Annotated in this window: 17 protein-coding genes; 6 read left to right on the forward strand and 11 right to left on the reverse strand. The window is 36.4% G+C overall.

The window, feature by feature from the left end:
• Positions 1-47: 47 nt before the first annotated feature.
• The 9 genes from CES88_RS00890 to CES88_RS00930 are packed head-to-tail and all read right to left on the reverse strand — an operon-like array spanning position 48 to position 10,921.
• The gene (locus CES88_RS00890) at positions 48-1,412 is read right to left on the reverse strand and encodes a type II secretion system protein GspK (RefSeq protein ID WP_290729677.1); all 1,365 of its coding nucleotides are present in this window, start codon (positions 1,410-1,412) and stop codon (positions 48-50) included.
• Positions 1,409-2,323, reverse strand: a complete 915-nt coding sequence (locus tag CES88_RS00895) for a prepilin-type N-terminal cleavage/methylation domain-containing protein (RefSeq protein ID WP_290729680.1) — start codon at positions 2,321-2,323, stop codon at positions 1,409-1,411. Before CES88_RS00895 ends, CES88_RS00890 begins: the two co-directional genes overlap by 4 nt.
• Positions 2,320-2,826, reverse strand: coding sequence for a prepilin-type N-terminal cleavage/methylation domain-containing protein (locus CES88_RS00900; protein WP_290729683.1), 507 nt, complete (start codon positions 2,824-2,826; stop codon positions 2,320-2,322). The genes CES88_RS00895 and CES88_RS00900 overlap by 4 nt, the downstream gene beginning before the upstream one ends.
• Positions 2,811-3,485 carry a type II secretion system protein gene (locus CES88_RS00905; RefSeq protein WP_290729686.1) on the reverse strand — a complete coding sequence of 225 codons (675 nt, stop codon included), beginning with the start codon at positions 3,483-3,485 and terminating at the stop codon, positions 2,811-2,813. The genes CES88_RS00900 and CES88_RS00905 overlap by 16 nt, the downstream gene beginning before the upstream one ends.
• Positions 3,486-3,494: 9 nt before the next feature.
• Complete coding sequence (gene gspG / locus CES88_RS00910) at positions 3,495-3,947, reverse strand: type II secretion system major pseudopilin GspG (RefSeq protein WP_290729689.1); 453 nt, start codon at positions 3,945-3,947, stop codon at positions 3,495-3,497.
• A 22-nt stretch (positions 3,948-3,969) separates the two neighbouring features.
• The gene (gene gspF / locus CES88_RS00915) at positions 3,970-5,184 is read right to left on the reverse strand and encodes a type II secretion system inner membrane protein GspF (protein ID WP_290729691.1); all 1,215 of its coding nucleotides are present in this window, start codon (positions 5,182-5,184) and stop codon (positions 3,970-3,972) included.
• 11 nt (positions 5,185-5,195) lie between these two features.
• The gene (locus CES88_RS00920; RefSeq protein WP_290729694.1) at positions 5,196-6,932 is read right to left on the reverse strand and encodes an ATPase, T2SS/T4P/T4SS family; all 1,737 of its coding nucleotides are present in this window, start codon (positions 6,930-6,932) and stop codon (positions 5,196-5,198) included.
• 9 nt (positions 6,933-6,941) lie between these two features.
• The gene (gspD, locus tag CES88_RS00925; RefSeq protein WP_290729697.1) at positions 6,942-9,284 is read right to left on the reverse strand and encodes a type II secretion system secretin GspD; all 2,343 of its coding nucleotides are present in this window, start codon (positions 9,282-9,284) and stop codon (positions 6,942-6,944) included.
• Between the two features lie 20 nt (positions 9,285-9,304).
• Positions 9,305-10,921 carry a hypothetical protein gene (locus CES88_RS00930; protein WP_290729701.1) on the reverse strand — a complete coding sequence of 539 codons (1,617 nt, stop codon included), beginning with the start codon at positions 10,919-10,921 and terminating at the stop codon, positions 9,305-9,307.
• Positions 10,922-11,138: 217 nt separating this feature from the next.
• Here CES88_RS00930 and CES88_RS00935 point away from each other — a divergent pair, with 217 nt between their 5' ends.
• The 3 genes from CES88_RS00935 to CES88_RS00945 all read left to right on the forward strand — a co-directional run bounded on the left by CES88_RS00935 (position 11,139) and on the right by CES88_RS00945 (position 15,464).
• On the forward strand, positions 11,139-12,935 hold the full coding sequence (locus CES88_RS00935) for an acyl-CoA dehydrogenase family protein (RefSeq protein WP_290729703.1): 1,797 nt from the start codon (positions 11,139-11,141) through the stop codon (positions 12,933-12,935).
• Between the two features lie 2 nt (positions 12,936-12,937).
• Complete coding sequence (locus CES88_RS00940; protein ID WP_290729707.1) at positions 12,938-14,710, forward strand: CRTAC1 family protein; 1,773 nt, start codon at positions 12,938-12,940, stop codon at positions 14,708-14,710.
• Positions 14,711-14,957: 247 nt separating this feature from the next.
• A complete protein-coding gene (locus CES88_RS00945; protein ID WP_290729710.1) occupies positions 14,958-15,464 on the forward strand; it encodes a TraR/DksA family transcriptional regulator in 507 nt (168 codons plus the stop codon).
• Positions 15,465-15,543: 79 nt separating this feature from the next.
• Here CES88_RS00945 and CES88_RS00950 read toward each other — a convergent pair whose 3' ends face one another.
• Positions 15,544-16,419 carry a hypothetical protein gene (locus CES88_RS00950; RefSeq protein WP_290729713.1) on the reverse strand — a complete coding sequence of 292 codons (876 nt, stop codon included), beginning with the start codon at positions 16,417-16,419 and terminating at the stop codon, positions 15,544-15,546.
• A 319-nt stretch (positions 16,420-16,738) separates the two neighbouring features.
• Between CES88_RS00950 and CES88_RS00955 the strand changes: the two genes are divergently transcribed.
• Complete coding sequence (locus tag CES88_RS00955) at positions 16,739-17,077, forward strand: hypothetical protein (RefSeq protein ID WP_290729716.1); 339 nt, start codon at positions 16,739-16,741, stop codon at positions 17,075-17,077.
• A gap of 69 nt (positions 17,078-17,146) precedes the next feature.
• Here the strand turns inward: CES88_RS00955 and htpG are convergent, their stop codons facing one another.
• Positions 17,147-19,084, reverse strand: a complete 1,938-nt coding sequence (htpG, locus tag CES88_RS00960; protein ID WP_290729718.1) for a molecular chaperone HtpG — start codon at positions 19,082-19,084, stop codon at positions 17,147-17,149.
• Between the two features lie 178 nt (positions 19,085-19,262).
• On the opposite strand from htpG, the gene CES88_RS00965 reads away from it, so the two are divergent.
• Positions 19,263-19,811 carry an asparaginase domain-containing protein gene (locus CES88_RS00965; protein ID WP_290729721.1) on the forward strand — a complete coding sequence of 183 codons (549 nt, stop codon included), beginning with the start codon at positions 19,263-19,265 and terminating at the stop codon, positions 19,809-19,811.
• Entirely contained in the window at positions 19,805-20,428 is a 624-nt protein-coding gene (locus CES88_RS00970) for a hypothetical protein (RefSeq protein ID WP_290729724.1), read from the forward strand. Before CES88_RS00965 ends, CES88_RS00970 begins: the two co-directional genes overlap by 7 nt.
• Positions 20,429-20,494 lie beyond the last annotated feature (66 nt).

Consider the following 20,494-nt stretch of genomic DNA (forward strand, 5'->3'; position numbering starts at 1 on the left):
AATTGTAGGAAAATACTTTCATTTTCTGAATGAATTAAAAGAGTCGGTTATTGTAACCTTATTTCAATAACACGTGGAGAGAGTAGCTCTAGAGGAACTTCTTCTTTCTTCTTATCATCTTCTTTCGGATCTTCTCTTTGATCTATTGCAGGATTGTCAGGGTCTTCTTCACTAAACTCCTCGTCCTCAGCTTTCTTCTTCTGCGCTTCTTTCTTTGGATCTTTCTTTACTTCAGGTGTAGGCTTAATTGGAAGGTCTACAAAAGCTGTAATACTGTATTCTGCTCTACCAAAGAAGCCTTTTGAAACTACTTTATAAAGTTTTCCGGCGACCGCAATCTTCAGACCGGCCTGTTCAAGTTCTTTCTTTCTCTTTTCATAAGTAGAATCATCAACTATTGCCAATTTCCCGACGACTAAGTCTTTAAATTCTTTTTCTGATTTAAATTCTTGCGCTTCAATTTGAAGTTCTTCATCTCCATCTCTATGTTTGAAGAATTGCTCCAGTTGAAAGTCGGTTATATCTGGGAAGAGTATTTTTAATTGATCAGTGGTTAACTCGTTTACAGCAATAATGCTGACTTCGTGAACAGTGAGTTTGTCTTTTATAAGTTCAATAATTTTATCACTCCAACCTAGAAGTAAGTAGAGTTCGTCTATTGAAGTTAGTGGGGCATGTTTGGGAGTGATGTCCGCTGCTAGATAATTGGCCTCAATTTCTGCTCTCTCTGAATCATTAAAGTTCTTTAGATCGTTTACATAGAATTTAAGCTCTTTAATAAGAAGTTCAGGGTCAACGTTTCCGTAAATAATATCGTAGTCAGGATTAGACTCTTTTTCTGAATCAAGGGCCTGCTTCAATGTCTCAACTAGTTTTTGCTCGATGAAAACTTCTGGCTTGACCTCTTTCTCATCCGTATTTTCTTGATCGTCAAATCGATCTTCTTGACCTTCGGGCTTTGGTTTTGAAATTCGTAAGTTATTTGGATTTAAAAAACCTGAGACGGAGTTTATAGTAACTCCCATTCTTCCTTTTATAAGATTATTCTTTTCAAACTCTTCTAGTGCAGATCTTTGTTGAACATCAGATTTGGCGGGAAGAGGGATGGGGTAGATGAACTCCATTGTAACAACAGACTCTATAACGGAGGGTTGTATAAGCTCTTTTAACTGCTTATTCTTTTCTATTAAATTTCTACCTTCTTGATAGAGCTTTAATTTGGCGAGAGCAAAGTTTAATCCAGCTTCAGCATTGAGCCTTGCTTGAAGTTTATCTTGTTGGTTGTAAACTTTGATTTTATTAACCTTAGATTCAAAAGTGAAGTCGGCCAGTAGGAAGGCCATGATTGCAATGACAGACATTACCATCATAATCGCCATTCCAGAATCGTTGTTTAGAACTTTTCTGCTCATAGCTCCTCCTCTTCGTTATCAACGGGAGCTCCAGGAGTGCCAGGTTTTTGATTACCTTTTAGGGCATTCTCTTTTTCTTTTTCATCTTTTTCAGTGTCAAAGAAAGGTGATAGAGGTCTAAAAGTTCTTTCGATCTTTACTTCATTATTATCGCTATTAATCCAAACCATGAGAATTTTAACTAATCTTGGAGTTTCTTTATCAGTTGAGAGTAAGTCCAACTTATCGACGAATTTTTCAGTCTTGGAATTCCAAAAGAGAAATTGAAAAGACTTAATACCCCTTAGGAGAGGGTATTCTTTAACATTTTCCCAGTTAAAATCTTTCTTATAAATATTCTCAGTTTCAATGGCCCTCGTTAATTCGTAGTCAGCGCCTTCTTTTTTTTCATAGTCATCTTTAGTCGAACTTCTTAGAGCGTACTTTACCCAAGCATATCTAGACTGCTTGGAGTCCTCTAAAATTCTTCTATTTGCTGTTGTTAGAAAGGAGAGTTCCGTCTTAGATTCATTTTCAATTTTTGGAACAATATTTCCGGAAGTACTAATCGCAGGATATCTCTCAGAAGCTTCATAGCTTGCTAATGGGTCAATTTGCTTTTGGGAATCATTCTTTTCTATATCTCCAAATTGTTGATTTTGATCAGCGTTCTTAGGTGAGTACTTTGCACTAAAGTAGAGTGGAGAGTAGAACTGAGCAAAGTCTTGTTCCATACGATCAAGAGCTGTGACTAATTGGAGAGCATCTCTATCTTCTGCAATTATTTGGTCTTTTGATTCTGTACTATCATTTACAATCGTATACATTGTGGCCATGAGCATTGAGAGTATTGTAATAGCAACAAGGACTTCAATGAGAGTGAAGCCTGTATCGTTTTTTAAAATAGATTCTCTATTTAAGTTACTTTTCACATTTGCTCAAACATTACTTGGGCCTGTTGATTATAGAGCCAAGTACTAACAGAGTAAGTTCTCTCACTTGTTTCATTCTTTACTGTAACTTCAACTTGCCAGATTATTTTTTCTAAATTCTTTTTTATATTTTCAAAGATCTTTGCTTCGTTAGGGTCTTGCGCCTCAGCATCGGCACCCGTTATTTTATTTAAATCAGGAACTAAGAACTTCTTATACTCAATTGAAAAAGTAAAATTTTCATCTTCTTCAAATTTTCCAGCTTCTTTAGTTAGAGTAAGGGAGTCTTTTAATTCTGGGGGAGTGACAATTAATTCATTCACTTTCATTTCAGCAAATCGTTTGAGATCAAGCTCTTCTCGCATCACTCTACTGTCGGTAATATTAAATCCTTGGGCAGTAAGATAAGCAGACGCAAAGACAGCAAATATTGCTAGAGAGATCATCACTTCAACAAGAGTAAATCCTTTATTGGTGAATATTTTTCTTAGTTCTTTTGCCATTCTTGATAAATTCTCTCGGCCAACGCTATTTGAGCTTCAGTAATATCTACATCATTTGAGAGGTCAACAGTGTAATATTCCCTTTCGATATCCATGGTGAAAGGAGATATTTTTAGTGAAGCGAGTTCATCATCTGATGCCACTATTATTATAGCAGAATCTTTTTCGCCAGTGGGATAAATATAGAGTGAATTATCTCCATCGAGGAGCATTGCCTGGGTTAGGGTTGTTGCAATTCCTACAACTTTTACACCAAATGGGAATTCTCTATCGCTCTCTTGAAATTCTCTAACTTTTGAAAATTTCTTATTGAGTGTATCCTTGCTCTTCTTTTCGCTATCTTCTTCAGATCGGCTCTTAGAAACGTCTTTATTAAGAGGGGGAAGAACAAAGTTACCGTTAGGTCCAAATTCAACAGACCAAGTTTGTGGGTCTTCATCAAATTTAAACCTTACTCTGATCATGGAATTTCTAAGGGCCGCTTCATCTACGGAGAAGCGAACAGCTCTTTCAATATCATTGAGAGCTTCATCTAAATTTCTTCGAGTTGAAAAACTAGTACCGGAAACGACAGTTAGGACAATTGTCACAAGCAATAGGGCAACCAACATCTCAATGAGAGTGAAGCCTCTATTATTACCTGTGACAATAGTTTTCATCTATTTTATTTACTTCTTTTTATTTAAGTAGATGTCAGCGTCTGTACCTTCTCCGCCTTCAACTCTATCTGGACCTAAACTCCAAATATTAAAGTCTCTACCATCAGATTCGTAGAAGTATTCCTCATCCCATGGATCTCTTGGAATTTCTTCTGCATCCATAAATCCTTCTGCAGGATAGCTCTTACACTCTTTTCCACCTGAAGGCTTATTAATAAGGGCATCTAGTCCTTGATCAGTAAGAGGGTAGAGTCCACATTTTCTTCTATAATCTTGAAGAATTGATTTGAAACTCTTCATTTGGATACTCGCGGCCTTAATCTGTCCCTCAGTTAGTTGAGAAAAGATTTGTCCAGCAACAAAAGTCCCCGCAATTCCTAGTAGTGTTAGAGCGATTAAGATTTCAATTAGTGAGAAACCAGCTGATTGTCTAAGAAAACGAAACATGTTTCTTTTTTTCATTATATCTCCTTATGAGTTTTTATTAATGGAGCGAATTTAATTGCATCATTGGCACTACCACTGAAAAGATGATAAATGCTACGGCGATACCCATCCCAACCAACATTATAGGCTCTAAGACGGAAGTTAGTCCATTAAGTTTTGATTCTACTTGGTCTTCGTAATTTTCGGAAATGATCTTTAGCATATCTTCTAATTCACCCGATTTTTCCCCTAGTGTCATCATATGAGTTACCATAGTAGGGAATAGTCCAGATCTTGCGAGTGGTCCGGCAAGAGATGCACCTTCAGAGACACTTATCTTCGCTTCTTCTACCGCCCCTTGCATATGAACATTGGCAATGAGGTTTTTTACAATTTTAAGTGAAGCAATAATAGGAACACCTGAATTTAGTAGAGTTGCTAGTGTTGAACAAAATCTACTGACATTGATCATTGTGACTAGTTCTCCAACGATAGGAAGCTTGAGCAAAAGACTATCCCACTTTGATTTTCCATTCTTTGTCGCGATATATTTTTTAAAAGATGTGTAAGCAAAAATAGTTCCTATAATAACTGCCCACCAGTAACTCTTTAGAAATTGAGATATCCAAATACAAATTTCTGTCTGTAGTGGTAAGTCTTTTTTCATTGTTTCAAATATTCGAGTAATTTTAGGAATAACAAAAATAAAGATAATCCCCATCATCCCTGCGCCAACAAAGGCCATTATAAGAGGGTAGGTCATTGCACCTTTTATCTTATTCTTTAATTTAACTTGTGCTTCTGTAAAGTCAGCAAGTCTAAGTAGAACAACTTGTAATGTTCCCGATGTTTCTCCTGCGTCGACCATATTTACATAGACGTTATCAAAGACTTTTGGGTAGTCCGCTAAGGCATTGGCGAGGGAGGAACCTTCGTTAATTTTCTGCTTTATTTCAGCGAGTATGGACTTAAATTTCTGATTATCTGTTTGATCAACGAGAGCGTTAAAAGCTTCAACAATTTGAATTTTTGCTTTTATAAGAGTGGCGAGCTGTCTAGTCATTAAAGATAACTCTTGAATCGAAACAGTTGGACCAAAGTTAAAGCTACTTCCACCAGAAGATTTATTCTGTGCCTTTTGTTCAGAAATTTCAATGAGCATTATTCCCATTGATCTAACTTTTGCCTTCGCAGAGTTTAAGCTGTCGGAGTCAATTGTCTTCTTAATTTCTTTTCCAGTCTTATCAAGACCTTTGTAGCTATATATTGCCATTATTTAAAACCTTATTCGTCTTCTTGGTGGTCTTCATCGTTAATCGCTCTAACCATTTCATCTACCGAGGTTATTCCTGAAAATACCTTTGATAGTGCGTCACCTCTAAGTGTAACCATTCCACTCTTTACAGCAGCTTTCTTGATTGAGCCTGAATCGGCCTTCTTAAGAACTAGTGGGCGAATAATATCGTCGATAACAAGTAGTTCAGACACAACTGTCATTCCACTAAAGCCGTCATAATTACATTTTGGACATCCTTTATGAGTAAAGATGGTCGCATCATTTGGAACAGAGGTAACTCTCATCATCTCCATATCAAATGGAGTGATATTGTGGGGGACTTTACAATGATTACATAATTTTCTGATTAGTCTCTGTGCTAAAACGCCAGCGAGAGAAGAGGCGATAAGAAATGGTTGAACACCCATATCAATGAGTCGCCCAGGTGCGGAGAAAGAATCATTAGTGTGAATAGTTGAGAGAACAAAGTGACCAGTAAGAGAAGCTTGAATCGCCATCTCTGCTGTTTCCTTATCTCTCGTTTCCCCAACCATAATGACATCGGGGTTCTGTCTAAGAATTGATCTAAGCGCAATAGCGAAGGAGAGATCAATTTTACTATTCACTTGAATTTGTGAAATCCCTGGAACTTCGTATTCAACAGGATCTTCAACAGTAATAATCATTTTATCTGGAGTGTTAATTTCATCTAGCATGGCAAAGAGAGTGGTTGTTTTTCCGTGACCAGTAGGACCTGAAACGTAGACAACACCGTGCTTTCTTGAGCCTAGCTCTTGAAGATCTTTTAATACCTTTCCGTGAAAACCTAAGTTCTCTAGTTTTAAAATAGTATTATTCTTTTCTAGAATCCTCATAACAATTCTTTCTCCACTTTGGATTGGAACTGTTGATAGACGAATATCGATATCTTTTCCGGCCATCTTAATTGGGATACGACCATCTTGAGGAAGTCTCTTTTCTGCAATATCGAGCTTAGACATAACTTTAATACGCGAACTCACTGCGGAGTGGGTTTTAATAGGTTGTCTTAGAATTTCTTTCATTACTCGGTTAATTCTAAAGCGGTAAACCGTTTCTTTTTCATAAGGCTCAATATGAATATCGGAAGCGCCTTCTTTTACTGCTCTAAAAATTATAGAGTTCACAAAGCGGATTACAGGAGCTTCATCGGCACCAGCATCTAAGATATCAATTGGTCCATCAAGATCTAGCGCCTCTTCGAATTCATCTTCTAATGAATCAACAATATTTCTATTCGCTTTTTCGTAGACTCTATTGATTGCTTCTGAAACTTTCATTGGATGAGCGACAATGAGCTTGATTTCTTTTTTAAAGAGCTCTCTAAGATCATTAATCGCATCAAAGTTAAATGGGTCGGTTAAAACAACAGAGACTGTATGATCAGTTTCTAGTATTGGAAGAATTTCATGAGACTTTGCATAATTTATTGGAATATTTAAGGTGATATTAGGATCAATTTCATCGACATTTATATCAGTGATAAAAGGGATATTTACTTGGTGGCAAATCACTTTGATAATGTCATGAGGATGAATATAATTCTTCTTTAAAAGAATTTCTCCGATGAGCATTCCTGACTCTTCTTGAATATTTAGAGCTTCACTTAATTGTTCTTCCGTTAGAGAAGTATATTGAAGGAGGAGCTGACCGATCATCTCCTTTTGTCCTTCAACTTTTTCTAGCATGTGTTCTGAAATTTTCAAAACAACCCCTTATTTCTTTGTTGCCGAAGCTTTTGATTTAATTTTTTGAACAATTACATTGTAATTAGGCTCATTCGCTCCAAGAAGTGGATCTTCCATTTTCTCTTTTTCATTTCCAATTCCAGATCCTTCATTCTCTCTCTTATACTCATCAGCTTCTTCCTGATCGTAGAGAGGTCCTTGCTCTTGCTTCTTAGCTTTTTCGTAAAGACCTTTTGCTGTTGTCGCAAATGGGTCCTTTTCTCCAAGAGCATTCTTTAAGTGAGTACTTCTTCTATTTAGTTGATCTTGAACGTTCTTCGCATTTGCTGTTTTATAGACATCAATAATCTTAGGAGTGAAAAAGAAGAGTAGGTTAAGTTTTTCAACACTCTTTCTTGTATTCTTAAATAACCAACCAAGAACAGGAATATCTCCAAGAAGAGGAACTTTTGAAGTTACATCAGTTTCCTTATCTCTCATGAGACCACCCATGGCGATAGTATCTCTATCTCTAACAACTACAGTAGTTAAAGCACTTCTTGTCGTTGTAGCAACACCGTCACTCTGAACACCTGAAGGAAGTGATCTACTTGAGAAGTCATCAATTTTTTGATCAATTTTAAGTTTAATAAATCTAGTCACTTTATTCACTTGAGGAGTTATCTTTAGTGTTAGAGCAACTTTCTGCTGCTTAATTGAAACTGAAGATGATCCGTTGGCAGAATTTGTTCTCTCTGGAGTAGGGATACTTTCACCAACTTCAAATACAGCTTCTTCATTATCAAGTGCCATAATCTGTGGAGTTGCAAGTACATTTGTTCCAGCATTTGCTGCAATCGCAGTAATTAATCCCGATACAGATTTAATTTTAACTTCTTGGCCACCAATTGTCTGAGTGACAGAGCTACCTGTTCCACCACCAACAAAGAGACCTCCAAGCGCTGTAATATTATTAGACATTACATTAAAGAGATCTGATCCATTACCAATGAATCCAGCTTTATCAGTTGCACCAGAACCGTAAGCACCAATTAGATTAATTCCAAAACCTTTATCTTTAGTTACAGAAGTTTCCATAATCATCCCTTCTACGAAGACTTGATCTCTTGGTCTATCTAACTTCTTAATAACTTCTTTAATTGTTAAGTAGTCAGTAGGGGAAGCTGTTACAACAATTGCGTTATTTTCTTTATCTGCAGTAATTTTAACTTCAGCATTAAATAGTGAGCTAGAGTCATCTGCAGAAGCTGTTTTCGAAAATCTTGAACGAGTCGTCGTTGCTGGCTGAGCTGAAGTTACTAGTGAAGAGAGAGTCTTTGCTAGAGTTTCACTTGTTCCATGATTTAAGTAGTAGACATGAATTTGACCAGAACTTGAGTTCACAAGCTTAACATCTAGCTTTTGAATAAGGGCGTTTAACTGCTTTGCTCCATCAGCATTAGTCATAGCGATAATTGAATTTGTTCTAGGCTCCGCAATAAGCTTAATTTCAGAAATTAAGCTTGTCGTTGTAGTTGATCTAACTTTTGAAGACTTAGTTCCTTTGAAAATTTTATCAAGAAGTTTGGCGATCTCTTGCGCTGATGAATTTTTAACAGGAATAATCTGTAGAGACTCCTCGTGACCTGGAACATCGATGAATTTAATTAGACGTGTAAGTCTATTAATATTTGAACCAGTATCTTGAACAATAATTGTATTTGTTTGTTTAATATCAATGATACGACCATATCTAGACATGAATGGTCTAAATGATCTTGTAACTTCTGTTGAATTGATATTCTTTAAAGGAAGAATTCTCATCACGTAGTTATCTGTATTAGGAGTAAAGTTTCCAGTATAAATTTTTGTTGGCGTATATCTAATATCTCTAGCATTTACGATCTTATAGAATGAACCACTCTTAACAAGAGTATATCCATTTAAATTTAAAGCGGTGAGGTAAGCTCTCCAAGCATCTCCAACAGTGATAGCAGTTGGTGCCATAATTGAAACTTTACCTTTTAAGTCTTTATCGAGAATTAAATTAATTCCAGTAAGTTTTTGCATATGCTTTGTAAGGTCTGTAAGAGATGTATTAGGGAAGTCAAAGCTTGTTATAACTTCTGGCCCAAATGCTGTTTCTGGATTTAAGTTTACATACTTCTTATCCTTACTCGCATCAATCGCTGTATTATCAGAGCTTCTTCCAAAGAAGTCATCACTCTTGCTATTGCTTTTAATTAAGCTTGCAGCTGATTTTTCTGAAGTATTATACTTCGTCTTAGCCTTGTACTTTGAATCATTAAACTGCGCAGCCGTAGTACCAATGAGAAGAGGTGCCATGAGTGCTACGAGTGATGAGCTAATTACTAATTTTTTGTTCTTCATAAATTCCGATCCCTGGAGTTTTATTCAAAGTTATATTCTAAGTTCTGTGTCGATCCATCTCTTTTCACTGAAAGTTCAAAACGATCTATTTCTTTAATCTTTCCAAATAAATTCATAATCTCATTTAAACTTCCAAACTTCTTTCCATTAATTGCCGTAATTGTGTCTCCCTCTTGGATATTCAATTTACTATAAATAGAACCAGGAACGATCTCAGTCATTTTAAAGGCGAGAGTTCCATCTGGATTTTTAATTTGAATTGCACGTGCTTGCGTTAGGACTTCACTAATATTTCCAAGCATTTCATCTCTAACTTTCTTTTGGATTTTAAAAGTATTCCCAACATTCTTTATTCGATCATCTTTATACTTATTTAAAAGACCTTTTCCTACTGATGGGCTAACCACGCGAATTGGATTCTTTTCTCTTGGTTCTTTACTTTGGTTTTCAACGTACTCGCAATCACCAGTTTTTAGATTCTTAAAAACAACACGAAGGCGGTCGATTTTCCCTACCTCGGCGTCGTTATTAATTTTCTCTCCCTCTCTAAGGTCTAGAATTTGATCTTTCCCTCTTACTTGAACAGAAGCGATTGACTTGACTGAGTCTTGCAGGACAACAGTGTTTACAAGTTTAATTCCAAGTTGAGTTTTTCTATCTGAAGTTCTACAAACCAAGTTATCATCGAGCTTAGGTTTTTCGACAATGACTTCACCTGAGGTATTTGGATCTTTCGTATTAAAGAGGTTAGACCTTTCTATTTTTGAAAGAACAACTCTCTTCTTTGGAGAGAAAGGTAGAGCTGTAACTCTATTTTTCTTAATACTATTTTCTAGTTTTGATGAGATTCCTGTGGCCACAAGTTTTCCGCCGAAGTAGGCAGTTCCTAAAATCATAAAGGCAAGGAAACCTCTGTGAATATCGTGCCTCGAATCCGGAGAAAAAACCTTATCTACAAAAGCAGTCCACGAAAGATTTGAGAGATTAAACTTTTCACTTAATTGACTGATTCCCTGATCATCGTTATCTAATTCTCTATTTATAGAGAGTGAACTTCTTGATGGAACTTTATCTTTAATACTTGCAAGAAAGCTTGAAAACCTCTGAGATACACTAGGCTTAGGTTCTTCATAGAAGTCTTCATCGTAGTCGTCTTCGAAGTCTTCTTCTTGCTCTTCTCTTATTGGATGAAACTCTTCTAGGGGAGTAGAGAGGTCTTCGAGTTCTTCTTTTTCTTCATCCGAGATAGAAAATTCTTGTGCAGAGAACTCTTCTTCCTCTTCGAAGTCTTCTTCGTCATCGGTTTGATCGTCACTTCTACTATTTAGAAGCTCTTCAATATCATCTTCTTCTTGTTCTTCACTAAAAGAAACTTCTTCACTATGATCTTCTTCTATAAGAGGGGGCATCGATGAGTCTTCATCTTCGTCGGCGTCGTCCACGTCGTTTACGTCTTCCTCTTCTTCCTCTATTGCTTGGCCCTCAAGCGCTTCGGGATCAACTGAGAATTCATCAGTTGATTCTTCAAACTCATCTTCAAGTTCATCTTCAAATTCATTTTCAAGTTCGTCTTCATCAGACTTCTTAGAAAACTTATTTTTGATCTTTGAGAAAATTCCATTTTTCTTTTTAGTCATTAAAGATCCAGCTTTTCTGTAAAGTATTAAAAAATACGTATAATTAGCATTATCTATTATTTTAAGGTGTTAGACTATATGCTTCAAGTAACTTCTTAAGGTTTTTTTTGCCTATATGTTGAGCTTAGTTGTCAGGTATATTTCTTGGTTGTCACAACTACGTATAAAGATGTAAAATTTTACTAATTTTTTAACACGAATCAAAAAGGATTTTCGAATGAGCGAAAGTAAGGACGCTAAGTACAATGTTGACCAAGAAGGACAAGAATTCGATTCTGTCGTTGGCAGCTTATTTTTTGGCGAGATTAATGAAGATGTAATTTTTCCTTTTCCACACTTTAGTAGTGAACAGGTTGAAATGGCAAAAGAGATGTGCTCTGCTGTTTCAAAGTATGGAGAGGCCGCTATAGATGGTGAGAAGTTTGATGATGATGCGAAAATACCTGATGAAGTTATTCAGGGATTGGCCGAGTTAGGTCTTTGCGGACTTGCAGTACCAGAAGAATACGGTGGGATGCAATTAGATTACTCTTTATACTCTAGAATTTTCGCAGAAGTTGCTTCAATGGATGGATCTACGGCAACTATGCTAGGAGCTCACCAATCTATTGGATACCGTGCTCTTTTAAATGAAGGAACACCTGAACAAAAAGAGAAATGGCTTCCTTCACTTGCCTCAGGTGAGAAGTTAGCTTCATTTTGTTTAACTGAACCTGGTTCTGGATCAGATGCTTATTCGATTAAAACAAAAGCAGTAAAAAATGCTGATGGTTCTTATACGATCACAGGTCAGAAGCTTTGGATCACTAACGCAGGGACTGCTGAGTTCTATACAGTATTTTGTAAGACTGATCACGAAAAAGATGGTGAGACGGTAGAGAAAATTTCTTGTTTCATCGTTGAAAAAAGTATGGAAGGCGTAAGCTTTGGTGAAAAAGAAAATAAAATGGGAATTAGAGCTTCTGAAACAAGAGCTGTTTATCTTGATAAAGTTCAAGTTCCTGCAGAAAATATTCTAGGAGAGCTAGGTAAGGGATTTAAGATCGCAATGAATGTCTTAAACTCTGGGCGTCTTTCTCTAGGTGCTGGTTGTGTAGGGGGAATGAAAACAATTCTTAAACTTTCTACAGAGCATGCGAAGGGAAGAAAGCAATTCGGTGCTCCTATAAGTGACTTTGGATTAATTCAAGAGAAGCTAGCTTTTATGGCCGCACGTTGCTACGCCACAGAAAGTATTGTCTATATGACAACTGGAAATATGATTAAGGGAATGAATGATTACTTCCTTGAGACAGCAATTTGTAAAATCTATGGATCAGAGTCTCTTTGGACTGTAGTAGATACAGGTCTCCAGATCGCCGCGGGTAATGGTTATATGAAAGAATACCCTTATGAGAGAATCATGAGAGATTCAAGAATTAATCTAATCTTTGAAGGAACAAATGAAATTCTTAGATGTTTCCTCGCTCTATCTGGAATGAAAGGACCATCGGACTCTTTAAAAGATTTAGGGAAAGTTTCAGACGTTTCTTCTGCTCTTAAAGATCCAATTAAGTCTCTAGGTGTACTATCGGACTTTGCTAAGAAGCGTATTTCAAAAATGATTGCTTCAAGAGCGCTTACAAAAGCACACCCTGAATTAGAAGAGTATGCAAATTACTTCTCTTCAATGATGGCCTCTTTTGCAATTCAAGTTGAAAATACTCTCATTAAGCACGGGAAGAAAATTATTGGAAATGAATATCCTCAGGGAAGACTTTCTAATATGGCGGTAGAGCTCTATGTTATTCTTTGTGTAATTTCTAGAACAACTTCAATTCTTGAAAAGCCAGAAGTACCACAAGATAAGAAAGACTATGTTCTAGGTTTAACGAAAATTGTCATTAAAGAGTCGAGACAAAACTTTGTAGCGAATCTCAAAGAGATGACTAATAACTATGATAAGTTAACGGCAGAAGTATCAGCAGCAGTTTGTAACTATGATGGTTACGGATTAGATATAATAGATTATTAAGTATGATGAAAGCTTTAGTTATATCAGCAACTCTTCTCTTTTCAGGTTGTTCGACTTTAAAAGAGATACCAAAGCTCTTTAAGAAGAAGAAAGAGCCGACGAAGAGAAAAGTTGTAGAAATTCCACCAGGTCCTTCTCTCGAGGGAACTGGAACATATTTTCAAGATATAACTAAAGAAGTTGGACTCGAAGGTGAAGTCGCTACCCATGTCTACGCAGTAGACTTTGATGCCGATGGCTACACTGATATAGTTACGCTCCCTCTCTTTTACTCAAGACCTAAATTCTTTAGCTACGTTCCTGAAACAAAGAAGTACCAAGAACTTAGTTATAATCCATTTGGAAAAGTTGTTCGTGCAAGCTACCTGACTTTCTTTGATGTTGATAAGGATGGTATTCTTGATATTCTCGCAGGAACTTTAAATCAAAAATCTGCTCTAGCTAAAGAACCTCTTAAAGTTTTCAGAGGTAAGAGAGTTGAAGGCCGTGTAGTCTATGAGCAGATGACCTCAACGAAGAAGAGAACAGCTAGGCCTACGTCATCAGTCTCTCTCTTAGATTTTAATTTAGATGGATACATTGATCTCTTTGAAGCAAATTGGTTAGATTATTCAAAGACAACTCCTAAGTCTTCACCAGACCGTCTTTACATGGGAAAGAAGAACTTTGACTATCAAGAGGTAAGTTACTTACTCGAAGATGAATCAAGATTTTCAAAAGCGAATAATGCCTATGTAAATGCAATGCCTTCATTTTCATCGAGTACATGCGACTTAGATCAAAATGGTTTTCCTGATATCCTTACAAGCTCTTCTGGAGGACATCCAAATAAGATGTGGATGAATCTCTACGATTCAAAACATAAGGATAGGACTTTTAAAAACTTTGCTGATGAATCAGGTTATGATCATGACTCTTTTGGGAGCCTAGACCCAAGGGGAGGGGGAAACTCTCTCTATAGTCTTTGTACGGATTATAATAATGATGGAGTCATGGATATTCTCATTGGAGAGGTTTCTCACTCCTTTGATTCTGAAAATAGAGACCGCTCATCTTTTTTAACTGGAAGCAAGAGAGACTTTCCTCCTAAGTTTCTTCGTTCTGAATATGTTCAGGATAATGGAAGAAGAGTTTGGTCGCATAGTGACAAGAGGTCTGTTTTCTCTGATTTTAATAATGATGGTCTTATTGATATCTTAGTTGAAAATACAGGTTATCCTCCGTACACCCGCTTGATTTACTTTGTTCAAGAGCCTGATCATGGCTTTAGTGATGTGGCCAAGGATGGAAAGATAGATATTTTAAATCCTGCAGGGATCGTTACTTTAGATATTGATAGAGATGGAAGAATGGATTTTATTACGGGACAGAGTAACGTGAGAAAAGCAGATCTTCCAAGAAGAATCTATGTTTATAAGAATATCATTCCAAGAGAGGGAAGAAAGTCTATTCGTATATACCTCGATGGAATTAAGTCAAATATTCACGGTTGGGGCGCTTTAGTTGAGCTTCAAACAGAACATTTCACACAGAAACGCTGGGCCGAATATATTAGTGGCCCTCAACCATCGCAGAGTGAGTACGGAATGCACTTTGGACTCGACCTAAAGAATGGACTTAAAACTGTTACGGTTACATGGCCTATTTTAGAGAAGAGGCAGATCCCACTTAGAGTCGAATATGATATTGCTTCAATAATTTTTGGGGATCACTTGGAGATCACACTCTGTGAAGATGGGCGTATAATTCAAGGGAAGGGAAGCTGTCGCAAGTAACCCTTTGAAATTTCATCTAAATATATCTCGTTGGAGCTATTTTGCTCTAATTTCAGTATCAAATTGACCAGAAAAGACTTTATGACACTTCGCAAAGAGCAGGTTTAGTCCATAAATCTTGGCACGCTTATTGGATAATAGGGAGTAACTGGAAACCACTAGGATGGAGGATTTCAGTAAAAGAGATCAGGATGACCTCTTAGAGTAACACCCAGGACGGAAAATTTAAGGAAAATAGGAGCATATTATGGAAAGTAAAACTCTAGAAAACTTTAAAGCACTCTTTAACGAAATCAAGAGAAACAGCGCTCTTGAAAGCTTAGGAAGAGACCAAGATCAAAACCTGTCAGCTAAGTCAGGTGATGAGATAGATCAAACAACTCGTGAGCGAGATGAGCAGCTCATACTAAAGCTGCAAGGAAGACAGAGATTCTATCTCAAGAAAGTCGATGCCGCTCTAGCAAGAATAGAAGATGGCACATTCGGTGAATGTAATGAATGTGGAGATGAGATCTCTGAAACAAGATTACTTGCTAGACCTACTGCAGACCTTTGTATCTGCTGTAAGGAAGAACAAGAAAGAGGTGAGGAACACGTTCTCTATGAGAAAAAGAGTCACACTCTTGGAAAACAAATCTTAAACGGAAGTATTAATCCTAGTTTGGTAAATATCAATCCAGGTGATGATAATGTAGTGAAGTTTCACTCAAATTCTAATAATGAAAATTTCAACACACAGACTTTTGCTAGGTAATAGCAGAATAAAGTAAAGATAAAATATCTCCCCCTATTTTCTCTAGAAGGTCCCAAGTTTACTTGGGACTTTTTATTTCTTATTTATAGTAGTAAGTGCTGCCGTTCTTAGTTCTAGGGCAGTAAGGCAGTGATAGGTGAAGGTGATGTTGATGATCTTTATCTTCATGTCCAATGGAGCCTTTGTTACTGCTTCCTGGACAATTATCTTTATAAGCTACAATTTGCTCCCCCCAGCACTTTCTAAATTGTTCAAAGAACTCTTTAGAAGGGGATTTCTTTTGGTCTGAAACTTTTAAATTTATAGTTTTACCATCTTGGGTAAATGAAATCGTTCTAATATCCATTGCTCTATTTACTGAGTGATAACTTCTATTAGAGTGTCTAGGGTCTCCAGCAATACCTGCGTGAGAGAATTGTATTTTTTCAACATCTCCTTCTCCGCCAGCTTTAAAACCTTTCGCTGCAACTTGAACACACTTAGCAAAATTATCATCAAAGAAATTTATATATTCTTTTGAAACTTTTCTCTTCTTACAAGTCGCACTCTGCTCGCCGTCATCGTAATTAGATCTGATTCCTTTACATTCGTCCCAGATTACTTGCGGTTCACCTTTTATTGATCCTGAAGTTTTATCGGAAATACTTAGAGGAAAGCCATTCATTTGTTCTGTGGAACTATCGACTTCACTATCTTCATAGTGGGTAAGCCCACAGGTTGAACTTGGGCTATTGCTATCAGATAGAAAGAAGCTAGATGTTGGTCCTTCCATGAAGGTATTTAAGTCTTGAGAGAAGCCATCACCAGTGATGCTATCTCCAGTGTAAATAGAATTTGTCAGCTTTTCATGAGGAGTTCTAGGTTCGTAGTCTTTCGGAAAAGGTTTATATGGGCTATTTGTATAGTCCTTACAACCCGCAATCATTAAAATAACTAAAATCCCTACCTTTCTCATTAAATCCCTTATCGTAATATTTGAATATTTTATTAAGCTATTTATTCCATTGTAGGAGTAGGGGCTCTTTTTCTAAAAGAAAACTTTTATTATCAGGAATTTTTAGATCAGTTAGTGACTCCTTTTAGTAAAATCATTTAATAAGTTTAGGAGCTTAGCAGTATTTTAATTTTCCTGTGGTCTTATACTTTTCACCTTGTTGAGTGAAACAAAAAGTGGGCACTTTTTAAAAATTCCTCTTATGTATCTATAAAGGTGTTATTATAGGATTGGGTCTAAGTTAGGCTCATTTATTGGAATTCAATTCTTGTGAGGATTTATGAGGAATATATTTTTAATAACTCTATTTATTTTTTCTGTAAATATATCAGCTGGTGAAGAGATGAATATAGATATTTCTGTCACAAATAAGAACCTTTCAATTATAAAAGACTATGTAGGTGAGCCCGTAAGTAAGGGGAGAAGGTTAACAGTTACTCAAAACTGCAGTGGTAAGAAGACAGAAATATTTAATGAAAAGTACTGTGACTTTTCTAATTTCAAACTCACGGATAAGAATCTATCTTTTACGGCCAAGTATTATAATCCTGATACAGGAGAGTGTACTAGTCCAAAGACTAAAGACTTTAATTTAAAAGTAGATGGTGATTGTAAGTAAGAATAATAAAATATTAGAAAAATAAAGAAAGGCCCAAGTTAATACACTTGGGCCTTTTTCATTTAGAATTTAGAGAGCAAGAGTTGTGAGTTCTTGCATTAAGTCCTGAGTTCTTGTGATGAAGAGTTCTTTCTCATCGGCCTTTAGACCTTCACTAGAAATTAGTGCTAGATCTTCAACATGATGACAGAGCTTTTCAACAAGTGCTTCATTTCCGCCTTTTTCATGAATCTTTAAAGCATTCTGAATAAGTGGACTCGATGGATTTACTACAAGAGTCTTCTTCGTTGGAAACATTCCACCTTGTTGACCCATACTTTGGGCCATCTTAGCAAAACGCTTCATCTGCTCATCAACTTTGAAGTAAGCAGGAGTCGTCGAACCAGATAGTTTTGAAATCTCTACATCATTTCCAAGAGGAGAAGCTTCTTCTCCTTCTTTCTTAGGTGAGAGAATATTGCTAAAGAGATCTTTAATCTTGATATCTTCTTCAGTTGTATTTTCACTTTCAAGAAGATTTCCAATTTCAGAATCTACTGAAACAAATTGTAGAGTTTCATCTCCAATTTTCTTTGTTTCTGTATGTTGGAAGAAGTGTGGGTCAATGTGATCGTCACACTCAATCGCAAGAATTTCTTCTGCTAGAAGTTGATTCTTAAGTGAAGCATCTGACTTGTCTTTTTCGAAGTAGATGACTTTCCCTTTCATTTTTTCTTTGTACTTCTCTGGAGTGGCTTCAATATATTCTCCAAGAGTAAGATACTTTCCATTAGAGGCCTTGTAGACAACTCTCTCTCTCATTAACTCATCAAATTTAGGATCGCTTACACAACCATACTTAATGAAGAGGTGAATATCTTCCCAAATTGTTTCAAATTTAGGTCTATCTTTTTTGAAAAGAACTTTAAGTGCTTCAGCAACTTTCTTAACAACGTAGTTAGAAATCTTCTGAACATTTGGATCACCTTGTAGGGAAGATCTTGAAACGTTTAGAGGAATATCTACAGAATCAATACTTCCTTTTAGAAGTGATAAGAAGTCTGGGATAACATTCTTTACGTTATCAGAAACAAATACTTGCTTACAGTAAAGTCTAATATTGTGCTCATTCTGAGGCTTCGCTGGATTAAATTTTGGAAAGAAGAGAACACCTTCAAGAGTGAATGGATGATCTACTTTTAAGTGAATCCAAAATAATGGATCACCGTCCATAGGGAATTGCTTTCTATAGAATTCTTTGTAGTCTTCGTCTGTAAGCTCTTTTGGATCTCTCTTCCAAATTGGCTTTGTTTCATTGATGATTGTCGGAGTCACAGCAATCGCTGGGGCGGCATCATCAACAGTACCATCTTCTTTAAGTGGTTTTTGTGGTGGTTTCATTTCATCTAGAACACCAATGGCGTATGGCATGTAATCACAGTGATTTCTTAGAGTCTGAGTAAGTTTCCACTCATTTAGAAATTCAGCACTTTCCTCATTAATGTGAAGATAGATTGTCGTTCCAATTGTGTCTTTAGTAGATTCAGAGAATGTATATTCAGTGTCTCCTTCACAAGTCCACTTCGTAGCTGTCGCACCTTCTGTCATTGCAAGAGATTCGATTTCAACTTTGTCAGCAACCATGAACGCAGAATAGAATCCAAGTCCAAATTTACCAATGATATCTTGTCCGTCTTCAGCGCCTTCATCTTTTAATTTCTTAACAAATTCTTCTGCGCCAGAAAATGCAAGTTGAGCGATATATTTTTCAATATCACTTTCAGTCATACCAATTCCGTTATCAGAAATAGTGATGAGCTTATTATCTTTATTAACAGAGATATTAATACTTCCTTCAGGGATTTCAGTATTCAAATTTCTTGAAAGAGTATGTCTCTTTGTGATGGCATCTGTTCCATTGGCCACAAGTTCACGAATGAAAATATCGTGCTCTGAATAAAGCCACTTCTTAATAATTGGGAAGATGTCGGATGTGTTAACGGAGATATTTCCTTTTCTCTCAGTCATGTCTGCTCCTTGTATGAGTTATAAAAATTGATATTTATTTACCCCTTAAATATGGTTGTAAATTCTCCAGCGTCAAGGGCACTTTCTTTACAAAGGTGTACTTTTTGAGGGATATATAGGGATAATTAAATTATTAGTGAAATGGTGCTTTAAGTATCTGAAATGTTAGAGAGTTTCTATGACTGCAGACTTTGAAAATGATGTTCTAAATATTGCGCAAGATGTAATTGTTCTTACGACCGGTGGCACAATTGAAAAGTCCTACGACGAGTATGACGGGTCTCTTGAAAATAAAGACAGCATTATTAAACATATCATTCTGCAAAAATTACGCATGCCTTATACAAAGCTTCATGTGCACTCGATCCTTTCAAAAGATTCATTAAATATGACTGACTTTGATCGCGCTATGGTTGCAAAGTCTCTTCGTGTTCAGCTAGAGAAAGGGTGGCCAATTATTGTTCTTCACGGAACGGATACAATGGCCAAAACTGCAGAGTACTGCTTTCAAGAAATTAAAAATGTCTCTAGTCCAATTGTTTTTACGGGAGCGATGAAGCCGATGGGTTTTGATGATAGTGATGCCAGACAAAATGTGACAGAGGCCCTACTTGCTTCTAAACTTTTAAAACCTGGAATTTATATTTCTTTTCACAATAGAGTTTTCGCTGTTCCTGGCGTTCGAAAGAATAGGGATAAGAAAACATTTGAGGCCTTTAAATGTTAGTTGATTCTCTAAAGTATTCTGCGCTTAACTTAAAGAAAACAATTCTAGACAATCTTGTCACAGTTTTCTTCTTTCTCTTCTTTACTGTCCTTATGGATCTTATTAGAGAGCAAATATCGTCAACTGCGCAAGGGGCCCAAGTTATTCTAGGAATTGTTGATATCCTAGGTTCTAGTTTATTCTATGCTCTCTTTCTAAATTCCATTCTAGAAATAACAAAATTTAGCACTTTAAATTTCTTCACCTATCTAAGAGTGAATATTCTCTATTCAATATTCTTCTTTGTAGGAACGGTACTTCTAGTATTGCCTGGTTTATATATTCTCACGATCTTCTTCTTTGCTCCTGTAATGGCCCTCGAAGGAAAAGTACATTCAGATTACTTCAAGCAGAGTAGGCTCTTAGCAAAGAAATCTCCTTGGAGTATTTTTGGGTTATCAGTAATTGCTCTACTTCTTATGGCCTTTGACTTTTGGTTTATGGGCCTTCTACAGGCAGAGGTGATGAGCGAATCTTTACGTTATAGTCTACTGCTCGCCTCAAATATTTTAGTGGTTATTGTAAATATCTACTTATTTATTGCGACAGTCTTCTTGTATAGAAAATTTCAAGAATAGGGACGAGTGGTGAAAAATTCTATTTCGCCTACAGAATTAGTCGATTAATTATTCCTAATTAATGAA

Source organism: Halobacteriovorax sp. JY17, assembly GCF_002753895.1.
Taxonomy (GTDB): Bacteria; Bdellovibrionota; Bacteriovoracia; order Bacteriovoracales; family Bacteriovoracaceae; genus Halobacteriovorax.

Coding starts and splice junctions, on each gene's coding strand:
- CES88_RS00945 (WP_290729710.1), top strand. CDS start 14,958: ATGGAAAGTAAAACTCTAGAAAACTTTAAAGCACTCTTTAACGAAATC.
- gspD (WP_290729697.1), bottom strand. CDS start 9,284: ATGAAGAACAAAAAATTAGTAATTAGCTCATCACTCGTAGCACTCATG.
- CES88_RS00965 (WP_290729721.1), top strand. CDS start 19,263: ATGACTGCAGACTTTGAAAATGATGTTCTAAATATTGCGCAAGATGTA.
- gspF (WP_290729691.1), bottom strand. CDS start 5,184: ATGGCAATATATAGCTACAAAGGTCTTGATAAGACTGGAAAAGAAATT.
- CES88_RS00890 (WP_290729677.1), bottom strand. CDS start 1,412: ATGAGCAGAAAAGTTCTAAACAACGATTCTGGAATGGCGATTATGATG.
- htpG (WP_290729718.1), bottom strand. CDS start 19,084: ATGACTGAGAGAAAAGGAAATATCTCCGTTAACACATCCGACATCTTC.
- CES88_RS00935 (WP_290729703.1), top strand. CDS start 11,139: ATGAGCGAAAGTAAGGACGCTAAGTACAATGTTGACCAAGAAGGACAA.
- CES88_RS00905 (WP_290729686.1), bottom strand. CDS start 3,485: ATGAAAACTATTGTCACAGGTAATAATAGAGGCTTCACTCTCATTGAG.
- CES88_RS00930 (WP_290729701.1), bottom strand. CDS start 10,921: ATGACTAAAAAGAAAAATGGAATTTTCTCAAAGATCAAAAATAAGTTT.
- CES88_RS00950 (WP_290729713.1), bottom strand. CDS start 16,419: ATGAGAAAGGTAGGGATTTTAGTTATTTTAATGATTGCGGGTTGTAAG.
- CES88_RS00940 (WP_290729707.1), top strand. CDS start 12,938: ATGATGAAAGCTTTAGTTATATCAGCAACTCTTCTCTTTTCAGGTTGT.
- CES88_RS00970 (WP_290729724.1), top strand. CDS start 19,805: ATGTTAGTTGATTCTCTAAAGTATTCTGCGCTTAACTTAAAGAAAACA.
- CES88_RS00900 (WP_290729683.1), bottom strand. CDS start 2,826: ATGGCAAAAGAACTAAGAAAAATATTCACCAATAAAGGATTTACTCTT.
- CES88_RS00955 (WP_290729716.1), top strand. CDS start 16,739: ATGAGGAATATATTTTTAATAACTCTATTTATTTTTTCTGTAAATATA.
- gspG (WP_290729689.1), bottom strand. CDS start 3,947: ATGAAAAAAAGAAACATGTTTCGTTTTCTTAGACAATCAGCTGGTTTC.